This is a genomic window from Halomonas kalidii, assembly GCF_030010475.1.
GTDB lineage: Bacteria > Pseudomonadota > Gammaproteobacteria > Pseudomonadales > Halomonadaceae > Halomonas > Halomonas heilongjiangensis.
Genome location: NZ_JASCQN010000040.1, coordinates 174067 through 187541 on the forward strand (window position 1 = coordinate 174067; position 13475 = coordinate 187541).

At 69.2% G+C, this 13475-nt stretch carries 13 protein-coding genes; 4 read left to right on the top strand and 9 right to left on the bottom strand.

Features of this window, described 5'->3' with window-relative positions; translation table 11 throughout:
- Positions 1-28: 28 nt before the first annotated feature.
- Both QLQ85_RS11855 and QLQ85_RS11860 read left to right on the top strand, forming a co-directional pair.
- On the top strand, positions 29-1117 hold the full coding sequence (locus QLQ85_RS11855; RefSeq protein ID WP_282739171.1) for a class I SAM-dependent methyltransferase: 1089 nt from the start codon (positions 29-31) through the stop codon (positions 1115-1117).
- A gap of 77 nt (positions 1118-1194) precedes the next feature.
- Entirely contained in the window at positions 1195-2142 is a 948-nt protein-coding gene (locus QLQ85_RS11860) for a threonine ammonia-lyase (protein WP_282739172.1), read from the top strand.
- Between the two features lie 5 nt (positions 2143-2147).
- Here QLQ85_RS11860 and QLQ85_RS11865 read toward each other — a convergent pair whose 3' ends face one another.
- A complete protein-coding gene (locus QLQ85_RS11865; RefSeq protein WP_282739173.1) occupies positions 2148-3809 on the bottom strand; it encodes a methyl-accepting chemotaxis protein in 1662 nt (553 codons plus the stop codon).
- A gap of 155 nt (positions 3810-3964) precedes the next feature.
- Between QLQ85_RS11865 and QLQ85_RS11870 the strand changes: the two genes are divergently transcribed.
- Positions 3965-4372 carry a RidA family protein gene (locus tag QLQ85_RS11870; protein WP_282739174.1) on the top strand — a complete coding sequence of 136 codons (408 nt, stop codon included), beginning with the start codon at positions 3965-3967 and terminating at the stop codon, positions 4370-4372.
- Between the two features lie 21 nt (positions 4373-4393).
- On the opposite strand, the gene QLQ85_RS11875 is transcribed toward QLQ85_RS11870, so the two are convergent.
- Complete coding sequence (locus QLQ85_RS11875) at positions 4394-4996, bottom strand: LysE family translocator (protein ID WP_282739175.1); 603 nt, start codon at positions 4994-4996, stop codon at positions 4394-4396.
- 98 nt (positions 4997-5094) lie between these two features.
- Here QLQ85_RS11875 and QLQ85_RS11880 point away from each other — a divergent pair, with 98 nt between their 5' ends.
- Positions 5095-6489, top strand: a complete 1395-nt coding sequence (locus tag QLQ85_RS11880) for an aminotransferase-like domain-containing protein (protein ID WP_282739176.1) — start codon at positions 5095-5097, stop codon at positions 6487-6489.
- 27 nt (positions 6490-6516) lie between these two features.
- Here QLQ85_RS11880 and QLQ85_RS11885 read toward each other — a convergent pair whose 3' ends face one another.
- The 7 genes from QLQ85_RS11885 to QLQ85_RS11915 all read right to left on the bottom strand — a co-directional run bounded on the left by QLQ85_RS11885 (position 6517) and on the right by QLQ85_RS11915 (position 13473).
- Entirely contained in the window at positions 6517-7440 is a 924-nt protein-coding gene (locus QLQ85_RS11885) for a metal ABC transporter permease (protein WP_282739177.1), read from the bottom strand.
- Positions 7437-8648, bottom strand: a complete 1212-nt coding sequence (locus QLQ85_RS11890) for a metal ABC transporter permease (protein WP_282739178.1) — start codon at positions 8646-8648, stop codon at positions 7437-7439. Before QLQ85_RS11890 ends, QLQ85_RS11885 begins: the two co-directional genes overlap by 4 nt.
- Positions 8648-9454, bottom strand: coding sequence for a metal ABC transporter ATP-binding protein (locus QLQ85_RS11895; protein ID WP_282739179.1), 807 nt, complete (start codon positions 9452-9454; stop codon positions 8648-8650). Before QLQ85_RS11895 ends, QLQ85_RS11890 begins: the two co-directional genes overlap by 1 nt.
- The gene (locus QLQ85_RS11900) at positions 9451-10419 is read right to left on the bottom strand and encodes a metal ABC transporter solute-binding protein, Zn/Mn family (RefSeq protein ID WP_282739180.1); all 969 of its coding nucleotides are present in this window, start codon (positions 10417-10419) and stop codon (positions 9451-9453) included. Before QLQ85_RS11900 ends, QLQ85_RS11895 begins: the two co-directional genes overlap by 4 nt.
- A 150-nt stretch (positions 10420-10569) precedes the next feature.
- On the bottom strand, positions 10570-11565 hold the full coding sequence (gene gntR, locus QLQ85_RS11905; protein WP_282739181.1) for a gluconate operon transcriptional repressor GntR: 996 nt from the start codon (positions 11563-11565) through the stop codon (positions 10570-10572).
- Between the two features lie 84 nt (positions 11566-11649).
- Positions 11650-12162 (bottom strand): gluconokinase, encoded by a 513-nt coding sequence (locus QLQ85_RS11910; RefSeq protein ID WP_282739182.1) that lies wholly within the window; start codon positions 12160-12162, stop codon positions 11650-11652.
- A 27-nt stretch (positions 12163-12189) separates the two neighbouring features.
- Positions 12190-13473: a TRAP transporter large permease gene (locus tag QLQ85_RS11915; protein ID WP_282739183.1), complete on the bottom strand. Its 1284-nt coding sequence runs from the start codon at positions 13471-13473 to the stop codon at positions 12190-12192.
- Between the last annotated feature and the right edge of the window lie 2 nt (positions 13474-13475).

Below are 13475 nucleotides of genomic sequence, written 5' to 3' on the forward strand. Positions count from 1 at the left end.
CATCCACAACCACAGGAGGAGCATGATCATGTGCGATATCGCCGTCACGACGACATCCCAACAGGCCGAGGCCAGCGACTTCGAATCCCGGCTGGTCCGGGCACTCAACGAGAGCGGCCTGCTGCTGCTGACCTCCATCGGCCACCGCACCGGACTGCTCGAGGCCCTGGCTGGCCAGGCGCCGCTCACCAGCCCGGCCCTGGCCGAGCGTTCAGGCCTCCAGGAGCGCTACGTGCGCGAGTGGCTCGGTGGCATGGTGGCCGCCGAGGTGGTCGAGACCGACCCGGAGAGCGCCAGCTACTGGCTGCCGGACGAGCGCGCCGAGCTGCTCACCGACAGGGGGCCGGTAAACCTGGCCGTGTACGCCCAGTTTATCCCCTTGCTGGGCAGCGTGGAGGATGACGTCGTGCGCTGCTTCCACGAAGGCGGCGGCGTGCCCTACTCCCGCTATCCGCGCTTCCAGGAGGTGATGGCCAGCGACAGCGGCCAGACGGTGCTGCCGGCGCTGTTCGACGCCATCTTGCCGCTGGCCCCGGGGCTGATCGAACGCCTGGAGAGCGGCATCCGGGTACTCGACTGCGCCTGCGGTCGCGGCCGGGCCCTGCTCGCCATGGCCGAGCGCTTCCCGAGCAGCCGCTTCGTCGGCTACGACCTCTCCGAGGAGGCCATCGGCTGGGCCCGGGAGCGGGCCGAACGCACCGGGCTGACCAACCTGAGCTTCGAGGTGCGCGATCTGAGCGACTTCGATGTCACCGCCACGCCCGGCGCCTTCGAGCTGGTCACCACCTTCGACGGCATCCACGACCAGGCCCAGCCACGCCGGCTGCTCGCAGGCATCCACCGCACCCTGGTCGCGGACGGCGTCTACCTGGTGCAGGACATCCACGCCTCCAGCCATCATCACCTGGACCGCCAGCACCCGCTGGGGGCGATGCTCTACGCGGTATCGCTGAGTCACTGCATGACGGTGTCGCTGGCCCAGGGCGGAGAGGGGCTGGGCACCATGTGGGGCCGCGAGCGCGCCCTGGCCTACCTGGAGGAAGCCGGCTTCCACGACATCCGGGTCCACCAGCTCGAGCACGACATCCAGAACGACTACTTCGTCTGCCGGCCCTGAGCGTTACACTGGAGGGAGAGATCGGGCCGTCCGGCACCTGCCGGGCGGCCCTCCCACATGCCGGCGGAGGAGGCAGGATGATCGATCTGGCACGGCTTCAACAGGCACAGGCGCGCATCGCCGACACCCTCTCCCCCACGCCCCTGGTGCTCGACCACCCCCTCACCGAGCGGCTGGGGCGGCGGGTCTGGCTCAAGGGCGAGCTCTTCCAGCGCACCGGTTCCTTCAAGGCGCGCGGCGCCCTGAACTGGCTGCGCACCGCCGGCAGCGAGGAGCTCGCGGGCGGGCTCGGCGCCGTCTCCGCCGGCAACCACGCCCTGGGCCTGGCCTGGGCGGCGCGCCAGGCCGGGGTGCCGGTGACCATCGTGATGCCCGAGAACGCCAGCCCCTTCAAGGTGGAAGGCAGCCGTGAGCTCGGCGCCGAGGTGATCCTGCACGGCGACATCAACGACGCCTGGAACCTGATGCATCGGTTGGTCGAGGAGCGCGGCCTCACCCTGGTGCACCCCTACGACGACGAGCGCATCGTGGCCGGCCAGGGCACCGTGGGCCTGGAGATCCTCGAGCAGTGCCCGGAGGCCACCACCATCCTCTGCCCCGTCGGCGGAGGTGGGTTGATCGGCGGTATCGGCGTGGCCACCGCCAGCTTGCGGCCATCGCTTTCACTGATCGGTGTGGAGCCCGCCGGAGCGGCCAGCATGGCCCACGCCTGGGCCCGGGGAGGCCCGGCGAAACTCGAGCGAATCAGCACCTGTGCCAAGAGCCTGGCCGCCGCCATCGTCGGCGAGCACACCTACCCGCTGAGCCGGCGGAACGTCCGCGAGCTCGTCGCCGTTGACGAGGCCGCCATCCATCGCGCCATGCGCCACCTGCTCTACCGGGCCAAGCTCGCCGCCGAGCCGGGTGCCGCCGTGGGCGTCGCCGCCCTGCTGGAAGCAGCCGTGGCGCTGCCGCCGGAAGGCGATGTCGTGGTGGTGATCACCGGCGGCAACCTGGGCGGCGAGGAGCTCGAGGAGTTCCTGTAGCACCGCTAGAACTCGCCCCACTCCTCCACGGCCACCTTGTCATGCGGCCGGCCGTCGCCAGGAGTCAGGGCCGCAGGTGCCCGATGGGAGAGCCGCGCGGGCACCGGATCCGCCTCTGGTGCCTCGCCACCGACCCGGAAGGTGGCGATCAGGTCGGCCAGGCGCTTGGCCTGTTCCTCCAGCGAGGCGGCGGCGGCACTGGTCTGCTGGACCAGGGAGGCGTTCTGCTGGGTCACCGAGTCCATTTCGGTCAGCGCGGTATTGATCTGTTCGATGCCACTGTTCTGCTCTCGCGTGGCGGTGGAGATCTCCCCCATCAGCGAGCTGACCCGGCGAATCGAATCGACGGTTTCGCGGATCGTCCCACCACTGCGCTCGGCCTGCTCGGCACCACTGGCGATCTGGCTTGTGGTCGCCTCGATCAGGGTGCGGATCTCCTTGGCCGACTCCGCGCTGCGGCTGGCCAGGGAGCGCACCTCGCTGGCCACCACGGCGAAGCCGCGGCCCTGCTCCCCCGCCCGGGCGGCCTCGACCGAGGCATTCAGCGCCAGGATGTTGGTCTGGAAGGCGATGGAGTCGATGACACCGATGATGTCGTCGATGCGGCGTGCGCTGTCGGCGATCTCGCGCATCAGCGTGACGGTCCGCTCGACCTCCTGCCCGCCGGCCTCGGCGGTCTGCGACGCCGACGCGGAAAGCCGGTCGGCCTCGACGGCCGTGTCGGTGTTCCGGCTGACGGTAGCGGCCATCTCCTCCATGCTGGAGGCGGTTTCCTGCAGGGCGGATGCCTGCTGTTCGGTACGCGACGAGAGATCCTGGCTGCCCGCGGCGATCTCACCGGCGCCGATGAACACACCGTCGCTACTGCTGCGCAGCGAGACCACCAGCGTCTTGAGCTTCTCCTGCATGCGTCCGAGCGCACGGTAGAGCTGGCCGATCTCGTTGCCGCCACGATCCTCGATACGCGCCGTGAGGTCGCCATCGGCGATGCGCTCGAAGTGCTCGATCGCCTCCCGCAGCGGAGAGACCACCACCCGCATCATCGCCAGGCGAATCGCGAACGCGGCCGCCAGGGCTACCACCAGCAGGCCAATGGCGATCGCCGCCACGCTGCGGTCCAGGGCGGTCACCCGCTCGATGGCGGCGTCCCCCCTGTGTTCGCTGTAGGTGATGAACGCCTCCATGGCGACGTCGAGTTCCGCCCCCAGTTCGGCCAGGTGGTCCTGGCTACGCTGCACCTGGAACGGCGCGGCATCGAGCAGCGGCACCAGGCCCTCCGTGACGAACGCCGCGTACGCCTCGCGTATGGCCTCGACATAGGGTGCCCGGGCATCCCCCGGGTCGATGGGCACCTGCTGGAACTCGGTGAAGCGCTGCTGCGCGGCTGCCACGGCCGCGACCGCCATCTGCTGGTTCTCACGCCCCTTGTCGGCGTTGCCCTGGGTGCTGTGGCTGGCGAAGCGATCCAGGAACGTCTGTGCCCGCAGCGCGTTCACCTGGGTACGATTGGCCAGGTTTGACAGCTTGACGTTGGTTTCGGCGATCTCGTGCAGGGCCGCTTCGCCGGCGGCACTGGAGTAGAACCCCAGCCCACTGATCAGGCCGATCATCACGACCAGCGTCGCCAGAGCCGCCGTCAGGCTCCACTTGATGGATAGATGTCTCATTGAACCGCCCCCATGGCTACTTTCCTGTACCCATCGGCACGTCGCCCAAGAAGTTGAGCGCAAGGCTCGGCATCGGGACCACCTGGGCACTCGATTCGTCGAGACACCTCGAACGACTATAGTGACGGGGAACCCTTCCAGACCAAGGGAGCCATATGCCGCAATACCGCAACGACCCGACGCTGCCCGAGCCGCTGTTTCCCGGCAGCCACATGGTGATCGATGACGACTATGTCTTCCTCTCCGGCCTGACCGCAGAGGACATCCAGGGCGGCGAGACGGTGCTCGGCGACATTCGCGAGGAGACGCGGCTGGTGATGCGGCGGATCCAGAGCATGCTCGAATCGGCCGGCTGCAGCCTGGCCGACGCGGTACGGGTCGACGTGCATATCACCGACCTCGACGAGATCCGCATGATGGATGCCGTCTATGCCGAGTTCTTCGAGGACCGCCGCTACCCGGCCCGCACCTGCACCCAGTCGCCGCGGCTCTTCGGTGGGGCCCATGTCGAGATCACCCTGATGGCCAGGCGACCCGGCGAGTCCGATGGCACCTCGTCCTGAGGCCCCTGCGCGCGGGCCCCTTCAGCCGAGGATGAAGATCACACAGGCGGCGGTGAGGGCGCCCATCACGCCGTTGAAGATCCGCCAGGCGCGCGGGCCGTCGAGCCAACGACCGATGGCGGTACCGAAGCCCGCCCACAAGGCGATACACGGCAGCCCCACCAGTTCGGCGAAGCCGGCCAGCAGCAGCGCATTCACCACGGAGTCGCCGCCCTCGGGCAGGAAGCCTGCCATCAACGCCAGCCCCATCACCCAGGCCTTGGGGTTGGCGAACTGGAAGGCCGCCGCCTGCCAGAAGCCGAGCGGTCGCCCCTCGCCCCGCTGCCGCAGGTCGGGTGGCGGCGCCGTAGCGATACGCCAGGCCAGGTAGAGCAGGTAGGCGCTGCCGACCAGGCGCAGCCCCGTCTGCACCAGCGGATAGCGCTCGAAGACCAGCCCCAGGCCCAGGGCGATGCCGGCGAAGAGCAGGAAGCAGCCCCCCAGGATGCCGAAGATATGCGGCAGGGTACGCAGGAACCCGTAGTTGGCGCCCGAGGCGGTGAGCATCACGTTGTTGGGGCCGGGGGTGATGGTCATCGAGATCATGTAGAGGGCCGCCGGCCCGAGGAATGGCAAGGCTTCCATGTCATTGCACCCATACAATATTGATTGAATCGATTGGAATTGCGGACTTTTCTCAGCATAATGGGTGCAATTTCGGCGTCAAAGGTTTTATTGTCACCATGACAATCTGGACACCCCACCTGACCGCTCGGGGGCCCCGCTACCGTGGCATCGCCGAGGCCATCGCGGCCGCCGTACTCGCCGGCGACCTCGCCCCCGGCGAGCGCCTGCCGCCCCAGCGGCGCCTCGCCGATGAGCTGGGAGTGACCGTCGGCACCGTGACCCGCGGCTACGCCGAGGCCGAGCGCCAGGGCTGGGTCGAGGCCCGGGTCGGCAGCGGCACCTATGTGCGGGATGACACGGCGCCCGGCAGGATCGCCTTCATGGCCGACCGTCGGGTCGAGGACGGCATGATCGACCTCAGCCTGAGCCTGCCGCCGCCCCACCCACTGCGGGCCGACGCCCTGGGCCGGGCGCTGCGCGGCATCGCCGCCGATGCCGAGCTGTTGCAGCGTGCGGTTGCGTACCAGTCCGAGCGCGGCGTGCCGGCCCATCGCGAGCAGCTGGCCGCCTGGTTGGCTCGCCTGGGCATGGCGGCGGATCCACGGGACCTGCTGGTGACCCAGGGCGGCCAGCATGGCATCAGCCTGGCGCTCCAGGCGCTGACCCGCCCAGGCGAGCGCATCGCCGCCGATGCCCTCACCTACCCCGGGCTCATCGGCGCGGCCCGCCAGGCGCACCTCAAGGTGCTGGGCGTGCCGCTCACCGAATCGGGGATGGATCTCGACGCCCTGGCCAGGCTTTGTGCCCAGCAGCCTCCACGCCTGGTCTACGTCACTCCCGACCAGAACAACCCCACCGGCACGGTGCTCGGCGAGGAGAAACGCGAACGCCTGGCGGCGCTGGCCCGACGGCACGACTTCTGGATCCTCGAGGACGGCGTCCAGTACCTGCCCGAGGCCGAACGGGGCACGCCACTCTATCGGCTGGCGCCGGAGCGCACCCTGTTCATCTTCAGCACCTCCAAGGTCCTCGCCGGCGGCCTGCGCATCGGTACCCTCACGGTGCCGGCCCCGCTGCAGGACCGGCTCTGCACCGCCCTGCGCGCCCAGAGCTGGATGGTGCCGCCGCTGATGGTGGAGGCGGTCTGTCGCTGGACGGCCAGCGACGAGGGCGAGCGGCTGCTGGCCTGGCAGACCGAGGAGCTCGGTGCGCGTCAGCGGCTCGCCCACCAGCGACTCGCGGCCTTCTCGCCCCGCGGGCGCGACCACGGCGCCAACCTCTGGCTGCCGTTGACCGGCGAGCTGCGCAGCGCCGCGCTGCTGGAGGTGCTCGAGCAGCGCGGGGTACGCCTGAACAGCGCCGAGCCCTTCTGCGTGGGCAGCGAACCGGCACCCCAGGCGCTGCGCCTCTGCCTCAGTGCCGCCGCCTCCCGCGAGGCCCTGGACAGGGCGCTGGGGATCGTCGCCGAGGCCCTGCACGAGCCGCCGCCGCGACCCTGGCGCACCCTGTGACCCCGAGGGATCCCCAGCAACACCCCGTCAGGGTGATGCCGCGACACCGGTGCGGTGCCGGTGCGGCCCCCACAGGCAGGCCAGCAGCAGGATCAGCCCCGCCAGGGTGGCGATGGTGCCGGCGGCGCTCACCGAGACATCGAAGCCCAGCCAGCCGAGGCCTTGCCCCGCCAGCAGGTAGCCAAGCACCGCCGAGACCACGGCGAAGAGCTGGCTCCAGGCGATCTGGGCGCGGAGCCGGTTGGTCATCAGGCGCGCCGCGGCGGCCGGGCAGATGAACATGGCGATGACGATGATCGAGCCCACCGCCTCGAAGGCGGCGATGGCCGCCACCGCCACCATGGTCACCAGCAGCAGGTCGACCAGGGCGGGCTGCGCCCGGACGCTGGCGGCGAAGTCCGGGTCGAAGCTGCCGAGTATCAAGTGACGGCGGAACACCGCCACGAAGACCACCACCACCAGCCCCACCCAGGCGACCCGGGCCAGCTGCGGCGGCAGGTCCGCCAGGGCCGCGGGATCGAACAGCGCGGCCGGCCCGGTGCCGTCGAACCAGATCAGGCTCTCCAGATTGCCGTAGAGGGCATGCTCCACGTCCAGGTGCACCCCACTGGCCTGGTGCCACTCCAGCAGCAGCACGCCCACGGCGAACAGACTGGTGAAGGTCACGCCCATGGCCGCGCTGATCTCCACCCGGCCGAGTCGCCGGATCAGCTCGATCATCGCCACCGTGACCAGTGCCGAGGCACCGGCCCCCAGCATCATCGCCGTGGAGGCGAGGGTGCCGGTGAGCAGGAAGCTGACCACGATGCCGGGCAACGCCACGTGGCTGATGGCATCACCGATCAGGCTCTGGCGGCGCAGCACCAGGAAATTGCCCAGCAGCGCACAGGTCATGCAGATGATCACCGCCACCGTCAGCGGCACCAGGCTGAACACCATGAAATCGCTCATCGCCCCCCCTCCGGCCGTAATGGAAGCTGGGCCTCCAGCGCCATGATCGCATCCGGCGAGAGCACCTGCGCGATGGGGGTGAGCCCGGAGTGCTCCTGCTGCAGGGCATCATCCGGATGGCGCTCGCGGTAGAGCGCCCAGAGACGCTCCTCGTGCTCGGCATCGCGGGCGGCGGCGCGCCCCGGGAGGGTCGCCACGCCGTCGCGGCGGATATACCCCTGGCGCCGCAGCAGCTTCAGGGTCAGGTTGTCGAAGATCGATTCCTCCCGGGCCAGCGCGAGCAGGCCCTGGCGCAGGTGGACCCGGCGACGGAAGCGCTGATAGGCCAGCAACGCGGCGAGCACCCCGCGCCACGGCGAGAACAGGAAGGAGACCATGAACAGCGCGAAGGCGGCCAGCACGATCAAGGGCCCGGTCGGCAAGCCTTCCTGGACGCTGGAGAGCGTCACGCCGAGATACCCGGCCGCCGCCCCCAGCAACGCGGCCAGCGCCACCATGCGCAGCGGACGGTCGGTCCAGAAGCGTGCGGTGACCGGCGGGATGATGGCCAGCGCCACGATCAGGATCAGCCCGGTGACCTTGAGCCCGATCACCACCACCGCCATCAGCAGCAGCAGCATCAGCAGGTCGACCCGCCCGGTGCTCACCCCCTGGGTACGGGCGAACTCCGCGTCGAAGCAGACCAGCAGGAAACTGCGGCGCATCACGAAGATCGCCAGCAGCAGGCCGAGGGCACAGAGCGCGATCAACTGCGCCTCCGCGGCGAGCATGCCGGCGGTAGCACCGACCAGGTAGCCGGTCAGGCCCGCCTGGCCGGTCACCTGCATCGACTGGATGACGGTGATCAGCACCACCCCGAAGGCGAAGAACGACGAGAGGATCGCGCCGATGGCGGCATCCTCGCCGAGCCGGGTCCGCGCGCTGATCGTCTGTACCGCCCAGAGCCCCACGGCGGCACTCAGGGCGGCACCGAGCAGCAGGCCCGGCAGCCAGCGGCCGTCGCCCTGCCACAGGCCGGCGAGGATGAAGGCCAGGGCGAGCCCCGGCAGGGTCGCGTGGCTGATCGCATCGCTGACCAGCGAGCGCTTGCGCAGCAGCACGAAGCTGCCGATCATGCCCCCGGCGGCACCGAGCAGCATGCTGCCGACGGTCACCAGGCTGGTGTTGTAGCCCAGGGTGAAGGTCAGGGCGCGCCACCAGATCTCCATCACTCGCTCCCCAGGGTCACGGGGACCTGATCGCCGACCAGCCGCGCCAGCTGGACGGCACTCAGGCGACCGCCGTAGGTCGCCTGGAGGTGGCGCTCGGTGAACACCTCCTCGACGGGCCCCGCGGCGATGCGGCGCACGTTGAGCAGCAACACATGGTCGAAGTAGTCGCGCACCGTGGCGAGGTCGTGGTGCACGCAGAGCAGGGTCCGGCCCTCCTCGCGCAGCCGCTTGAGCACCTCGACGATGGCCTTCTCGGTGGCCGCATCCACGCCGGCGAAAGGCTCGTCGAGGATGGTCAGCTCGGCCTGCTGGGTCAGCGCCCGGGCCAGGAACACACGCTGCTGCTGGCCGCCGGAGAGCTGACCGATCTGCCGCTCGGCGAAGGCCTCCATGCCGACCCGGGCCAGGCTCTCCATGGCCTGCTCGCGGTGATGCCGGCGGGTGAACTGCCACCAGCGCAGGTTGCGGAACAGCCCCATGGCGACCACGTCGATCACCGTGGCGGGGAAGTCCCAGTCGATGCTGTTGCGCTGCGGCACGTAGGCGACGTGCCGCGTCATCTCCTCGATGGGCCGGCCAAAGACGCGCACGTCGCCGGTCAGTCGGCGGGTGATGCCCAACGCCGCCTTGAGCAGGGTCGACTTGCCGGCGCCGTTGGGCCCGACGATGGCCGTCATGCTGCCCGGCGGCGTGACGAAATCCACCGAATAGACCACCGGGCGGTGGTCATAGCTGACGGTCAGGCCCTGGACCGCCAGGGGGCTCGCCGCGACCTCCTCGCTGACCCTGGTGGCACGGTTCATGGTGTCTCCCCGGTCCAGGCGAGACGGCTCACGCGGCCTCCCTCGGGCACCTCGCCCCCCAGCGCCTGAGCAATCAGGGTGACATTGTGGTCGATCATGCCGAGCCAGGTGCCCTCGTAGGTTCCCCTGGCGCCCATGGCGTCGGAGAAGAGCTCACCGCCGATGCGTACCTCGTGCCCCTTGGCGGCCGCCCCCTCGATCAGCGCCCGGATGTTGCGGTCCGACACCGATGACTCGATGAAGATGGCACCGATCCCCCGCTCCACCAGCACGTTCACCATCGACTCGATCCGCGCCAGGCCGGCCTCGCTCTCGGTGGAGAAGCCCTGGATCCCCAGCACCTCGAACCCGTAGGCCTCGCCGAAGTAGCCGAAGGCGTCGTGGGCCGTCACCAGCACGCGGGCTTCCTCCGGCACGCTGGCGAGCACCTCGCGGGCATAGGCGTCCTGCGCCTCGAGCTCCTCCAGGTAGGCGTCGGCCTGCCGCGCGAAGGCCTCGGCGTGCTCGGGGGCGAGCTCGCTCAGGGCGTCGCGGATGGCCAGCACCGCATACCGCCAACGGCCGGGGTCCATCCACACGTGGGGATCGGACTGGTCGGAGTACACCTCATCGGCCCGGCGTGCCTCCTCCGGCACCGCCTCGCCCACGGCGAACACCGGCTTGCGCTGGCCCAGGCGGTCGAGAAACTCCTCCAGCTGCGCCTCCAGGTAGAGCCCGTTCCAGAACACCGCATCGGCCCGTGTCATGGCGGTGACGTCGCGGCGCGTCTGGCGATAGAGGTGCGGATCGACGCCTTCGCCCATCAGGCCTTGCACCTCGACCTGCTCGCCGCCGACCTGGCGCAGGGCATCGGCGATCATGCCGGTCGTCGCCACCAGTTGCAGGCGGTCGGACTCCGCCGCCGCTGGCACGGAGAGCAACGCCGTCAGGACGAGCAGCGACATGAGGCGACGAGCAAACGACATATGGGTACTCCTTGTATGGGACGGGCAGCCCGACCGACCCATCTGGGAAGGGTCGCCACGGCGTATCCCCTATAGCCTACCGTGTTGGGCGCCACTTGCTAATGGCGACAGGCTAGCGGACTCATAGCCGGAACGCATAGCGACGGGAGACTAGATTGTATCGCCGATCTCGATGCGATACCCCAGGTCGATGACACGCTCCTCCGCTGCCCCACCGCGGATGCGGGCGAGCAGCTCGCGGGCGGCGCGCTCGCCGATCGCCTCGCGCGGGGTGACCACGCTGGCCAGCCGTTGCGACATCACCTGCCCCACGTCGTGGCCGTGGAAGCCGGCGATGGCCAGCCGGCCGGGCACCGAGACGCCCCGCCGCAGGCACTCGAAGTAGGCGCCCACGGCCACGTCATCGTTGGTGCAGAAGATGCCGTCGGTCTCGGGGTGCTCGGCGAGGATCTCCGCCATCAGCGCGGCCCCCACGCTGTAGGAGGAGCGCTGGGTCCGCCGCAGGGTAAGGGGCGTCAGGCCATGGGCCTCCATGGCCTGTCGATAGCCGAGTTCACGCTGGCGGGTGCGTTCGTCGAGGCGCACCGCCAGGTAGAGGATATGGCGGCGGCCGCGGCGGATCATCTCGGCGACCATGTCGCGGGCGGCGGCCACGTTGTCGAAGCCGACCGCCTGGTGGATCGGCGGCAGGTGGGTATCCATGATCTCCACGCAAGGAATGCCCGCCGTCTCCAGCATGCGGCAGCTGCGCGGCGTGTGGCGGCTGTCGGAAAGGATCATCCCATCGACGTTGTAGGAGAGCAGCGAGGCCAGGCTGCGCTCCTCCAGCTCCTCGCTGTAGCCATAGTGGGTGAGCATCAGGTGGTAGCCGGCCGGCTCGGTCACCGTCTCGATCCCGACGATGACGTCGGCGAACACCTGGTTGGTCAGGGACGGCACCAGCACGCCGATCGAGCGGCTGGTGGCCTTGGACAACAGGTCCGGCGCCCGGTTGGGGATGTAGCCGACCTGCTCGGCCACGGCGAAGATGCGCTCCCGCAGCCCCTCTGACACCGACTCGGGGTTGCGCAGGCAGCGGCTGACGGTCATCTTCGTCGCCCCCACCCGGTCGGCGATATCCTGGAGGGTCGGTCGTCTCTTCTTCACGGCATCCGGTGCCCCGCTCGATGGAGAGGTGTCTGGAAAGCCGACTACCATAGCCAACTTTCCGCGACGATTCATGTGCCGCCGTCAGCGCTCCTCCAGGTCCCCCAGGAAGGCGTCGACGATCTGCTCCGGCGGCTGGCCGATATCCACGATGACGGCCTCATCCCGGCCGGGAGGCTCGAGGTCGCCGAGCTGGCTGTCGAGCATGGCGTCGCCCCTGAAGAAGTGCTCTTTCCTGCTCCCGAGCCGCTGGCGAAGCCGTTCACGATCGCCCTCGAGAAACAGGATGGCGAGTCCGTCGTCGCCACCGCGCAGGGTGTCCCGGTAGCGACGCTTCAGGGCCGAGCAGGCGATCACCACCGACGCCTCGCGGCGCCGGTAGTCGGCGAAGAAGCCCGCCAGGGTCTCGAGCCACTCGCTGCGATCCGCGTCGTCCAGGGGGATGCCGTTGGCCATCTTGTCGACGCTGGCCGGTGAGTGGTGGTCGTCGCCATCGATGAAATCGATGCCCAGCCGCCCAGCCAGCAGGCGGCCGACGTGGGACTTGCCCGAGCCCGATACGCCCATCACCAGAATACGATAGGTGGCAGCCTTCACATGACCTCCAGTCGTCAGTTGCCGCACTCAGTTGCCACCGACTGCGGTGAGGTCGGGCAGCCAGGTGACGATGGCCGGGAAGGCGATCAACACCACCAGCACCACCAGCAGCGCCGCGTAGTAGGGGAGCATCGCCTTGACCAGCGACTCCATCGAGACCTTGCCCACTCCGCAGCCGACGTAGAGGCAGGTGCCTACCGGCGGCGTCAGCAGGCCGATCCCGAGGATGAAGGCCATCAGCACGCCGAAGTAGGCCGGATCGACGCCCACCGAGGTGACGATCGGGGTCAGCATCGGGGCCATGATCACCATCGCCGGGGTCAGGTCCATCACGAAGCCCACCAGCAACAGCAGGCCGGCGACGATCATCAGCAGCCAGAACGGCTCCTGGGTGATCGCCTGGACCTGGCGCACCAGGGTCTGGGGCACCATGTTGATGGTCAGGAACCAGGCGATCACGGTGGCGAAGGCCAGCAGCAGCAGGACCATGCCGGTCAGGCGTGCGGTGCGGATCAGCATGCCCCAGAGCTCGCGCAGCGCGAACTCGCGGTAGACCAGCAGCGAGATGACCAGCGAGTAGAGCAGCGCCGCCACCGCCGCCTCGGTGGCGGTGAAGACCCCGCCGATGATGCCGCCGATCACGATCACCGGCAGCACCAGGGCCAGCCAGGCGGCCTTGAAGGCCTGCCACAGCAGGTCGAGGCGGAACTTCCGCGTCTGCCCGGCGTGCTCGATGCTGGCCATGATGAAGGTCGTGACCATCAGGCCGAAACCGATCAGCAGCCCCGGCACGATGCCGGCGATGAACAGCCGGCTGATCGAGGTCTCGGTGACGATACCGAACAGGATCAGGGGGATGGACGGCGGGATGATGATGCCGATCACCGAGGAGACCGTGTTGATGGCGGTGGCATGGGGGCCGGAATAGCCCTGCTGCTTCATCGAGGGAATCATCATCGCCCCGGTGGCCGCGGTGTCGGCCACCGCCGAGCCGCTGATGCCGCCGAAGAACATCGAGCCGGTGATCGCCACCTGGCCCAGGCCGCCACGCACGAAACCGACCAGCGCCCCGGCGAGGTCCATCAACCGCCGGGCGATGCCGCCGGCGCTCATCACCTCACCGACCAGGATGAAGAACGGAATCGCCAGCAGCGGGAAGTTGTTGACCCCGCGGATCGACTGTTCGATCAGGATCGACAGCGGGATATCGGACATGACCGCCATGACCACCGCCGCGACGCCGAGGCCGAAGGCGATCGGCAGGCCGATGGTGATGGAGGCAAACAGGATGGCGAGGAAGATCCACAACATGG

Bases quoted from the DNA above. Each gene is read 5' to 3' on its own strand.
- QLQ85_RS11915 (WP_282739183.1), bottom strand. From the start codon at position 13,473: ATGTTGTGGATCTTCCTCGCCATCCTGTTTGCCTCCATCACCATCGGC.
- QLQ85_RS11865 (WP_282739173.1), bottom strand. From the start codon at position 3,809: ATGAGACATCTATCCATCAAGTGGAGCCTGACGGCGGCTCTGGCGACG.
- QLQ85_RS11855 (WP_282739171.1), top strand. From the start codon at position 29: ATGTGCGATATCGCCGTCACGACGACATCCCAACAGGCCGAGGCCAGC.
- QLQ85_RS11890 (WP_282739178.1), bottom strand. From the start codon at position 8,648: ATGGAGATCTGGTGGCGCGCCCTGACCTTCACCCTGGGCTACAACACC.
- QLQ85_RS11860 (WP_282739172.1), top strand. From the start codon at position 1,195: ATGATCGATCTGGCACGGCTTCAACAGGCACAGGCGCGCATCGCCGAC.
- QLQ85_RS11900 (WP_282739180.1), bottom strand. From the start codon at position 10,419: ATGTCGTTTGCTCGTCGCCTCATGTCGCTGCTCGTCCTGACGGCGTTG.
- QLQ85_RS11895 (WP_282739179.1), bottom strand. From the start codon at position 9,454: ATGAACCGTGCCACCAGGGTCAGCGAGGAGGTCGCGGCGAGCCCCCTG.
- QLQ85_RS11870 (WP_282739174.1), top strand. From the start codon at position 3,965: ATGCCGCAATACCGCAACGACCCGACGCTGCCCGAGCCGCTGTTTCCC.
- QLQ85_RS11885 (WP_282739177.1), bottom strand. From the start codon at position 7,440: ATGAGCGATTTCATGGTGTTCAGCCTGGTGCCGCTGACGGTGGCGGTG.
- QLQ85_RS11875 (WP_282739175.1), bottom strand. From the start codon at position 4,996: ATGGAAGCCTTGCCATTCCTCGGGCCGGCGGCCCTCTACATGATCTCG.
- QLQ85_RS11880 (WP_282739176.1), top strand. From the start codon at position 5,095: ATGACAATCTGGACACCCCACCTGACCGCTCGGGGGCCCCGCTACCGT.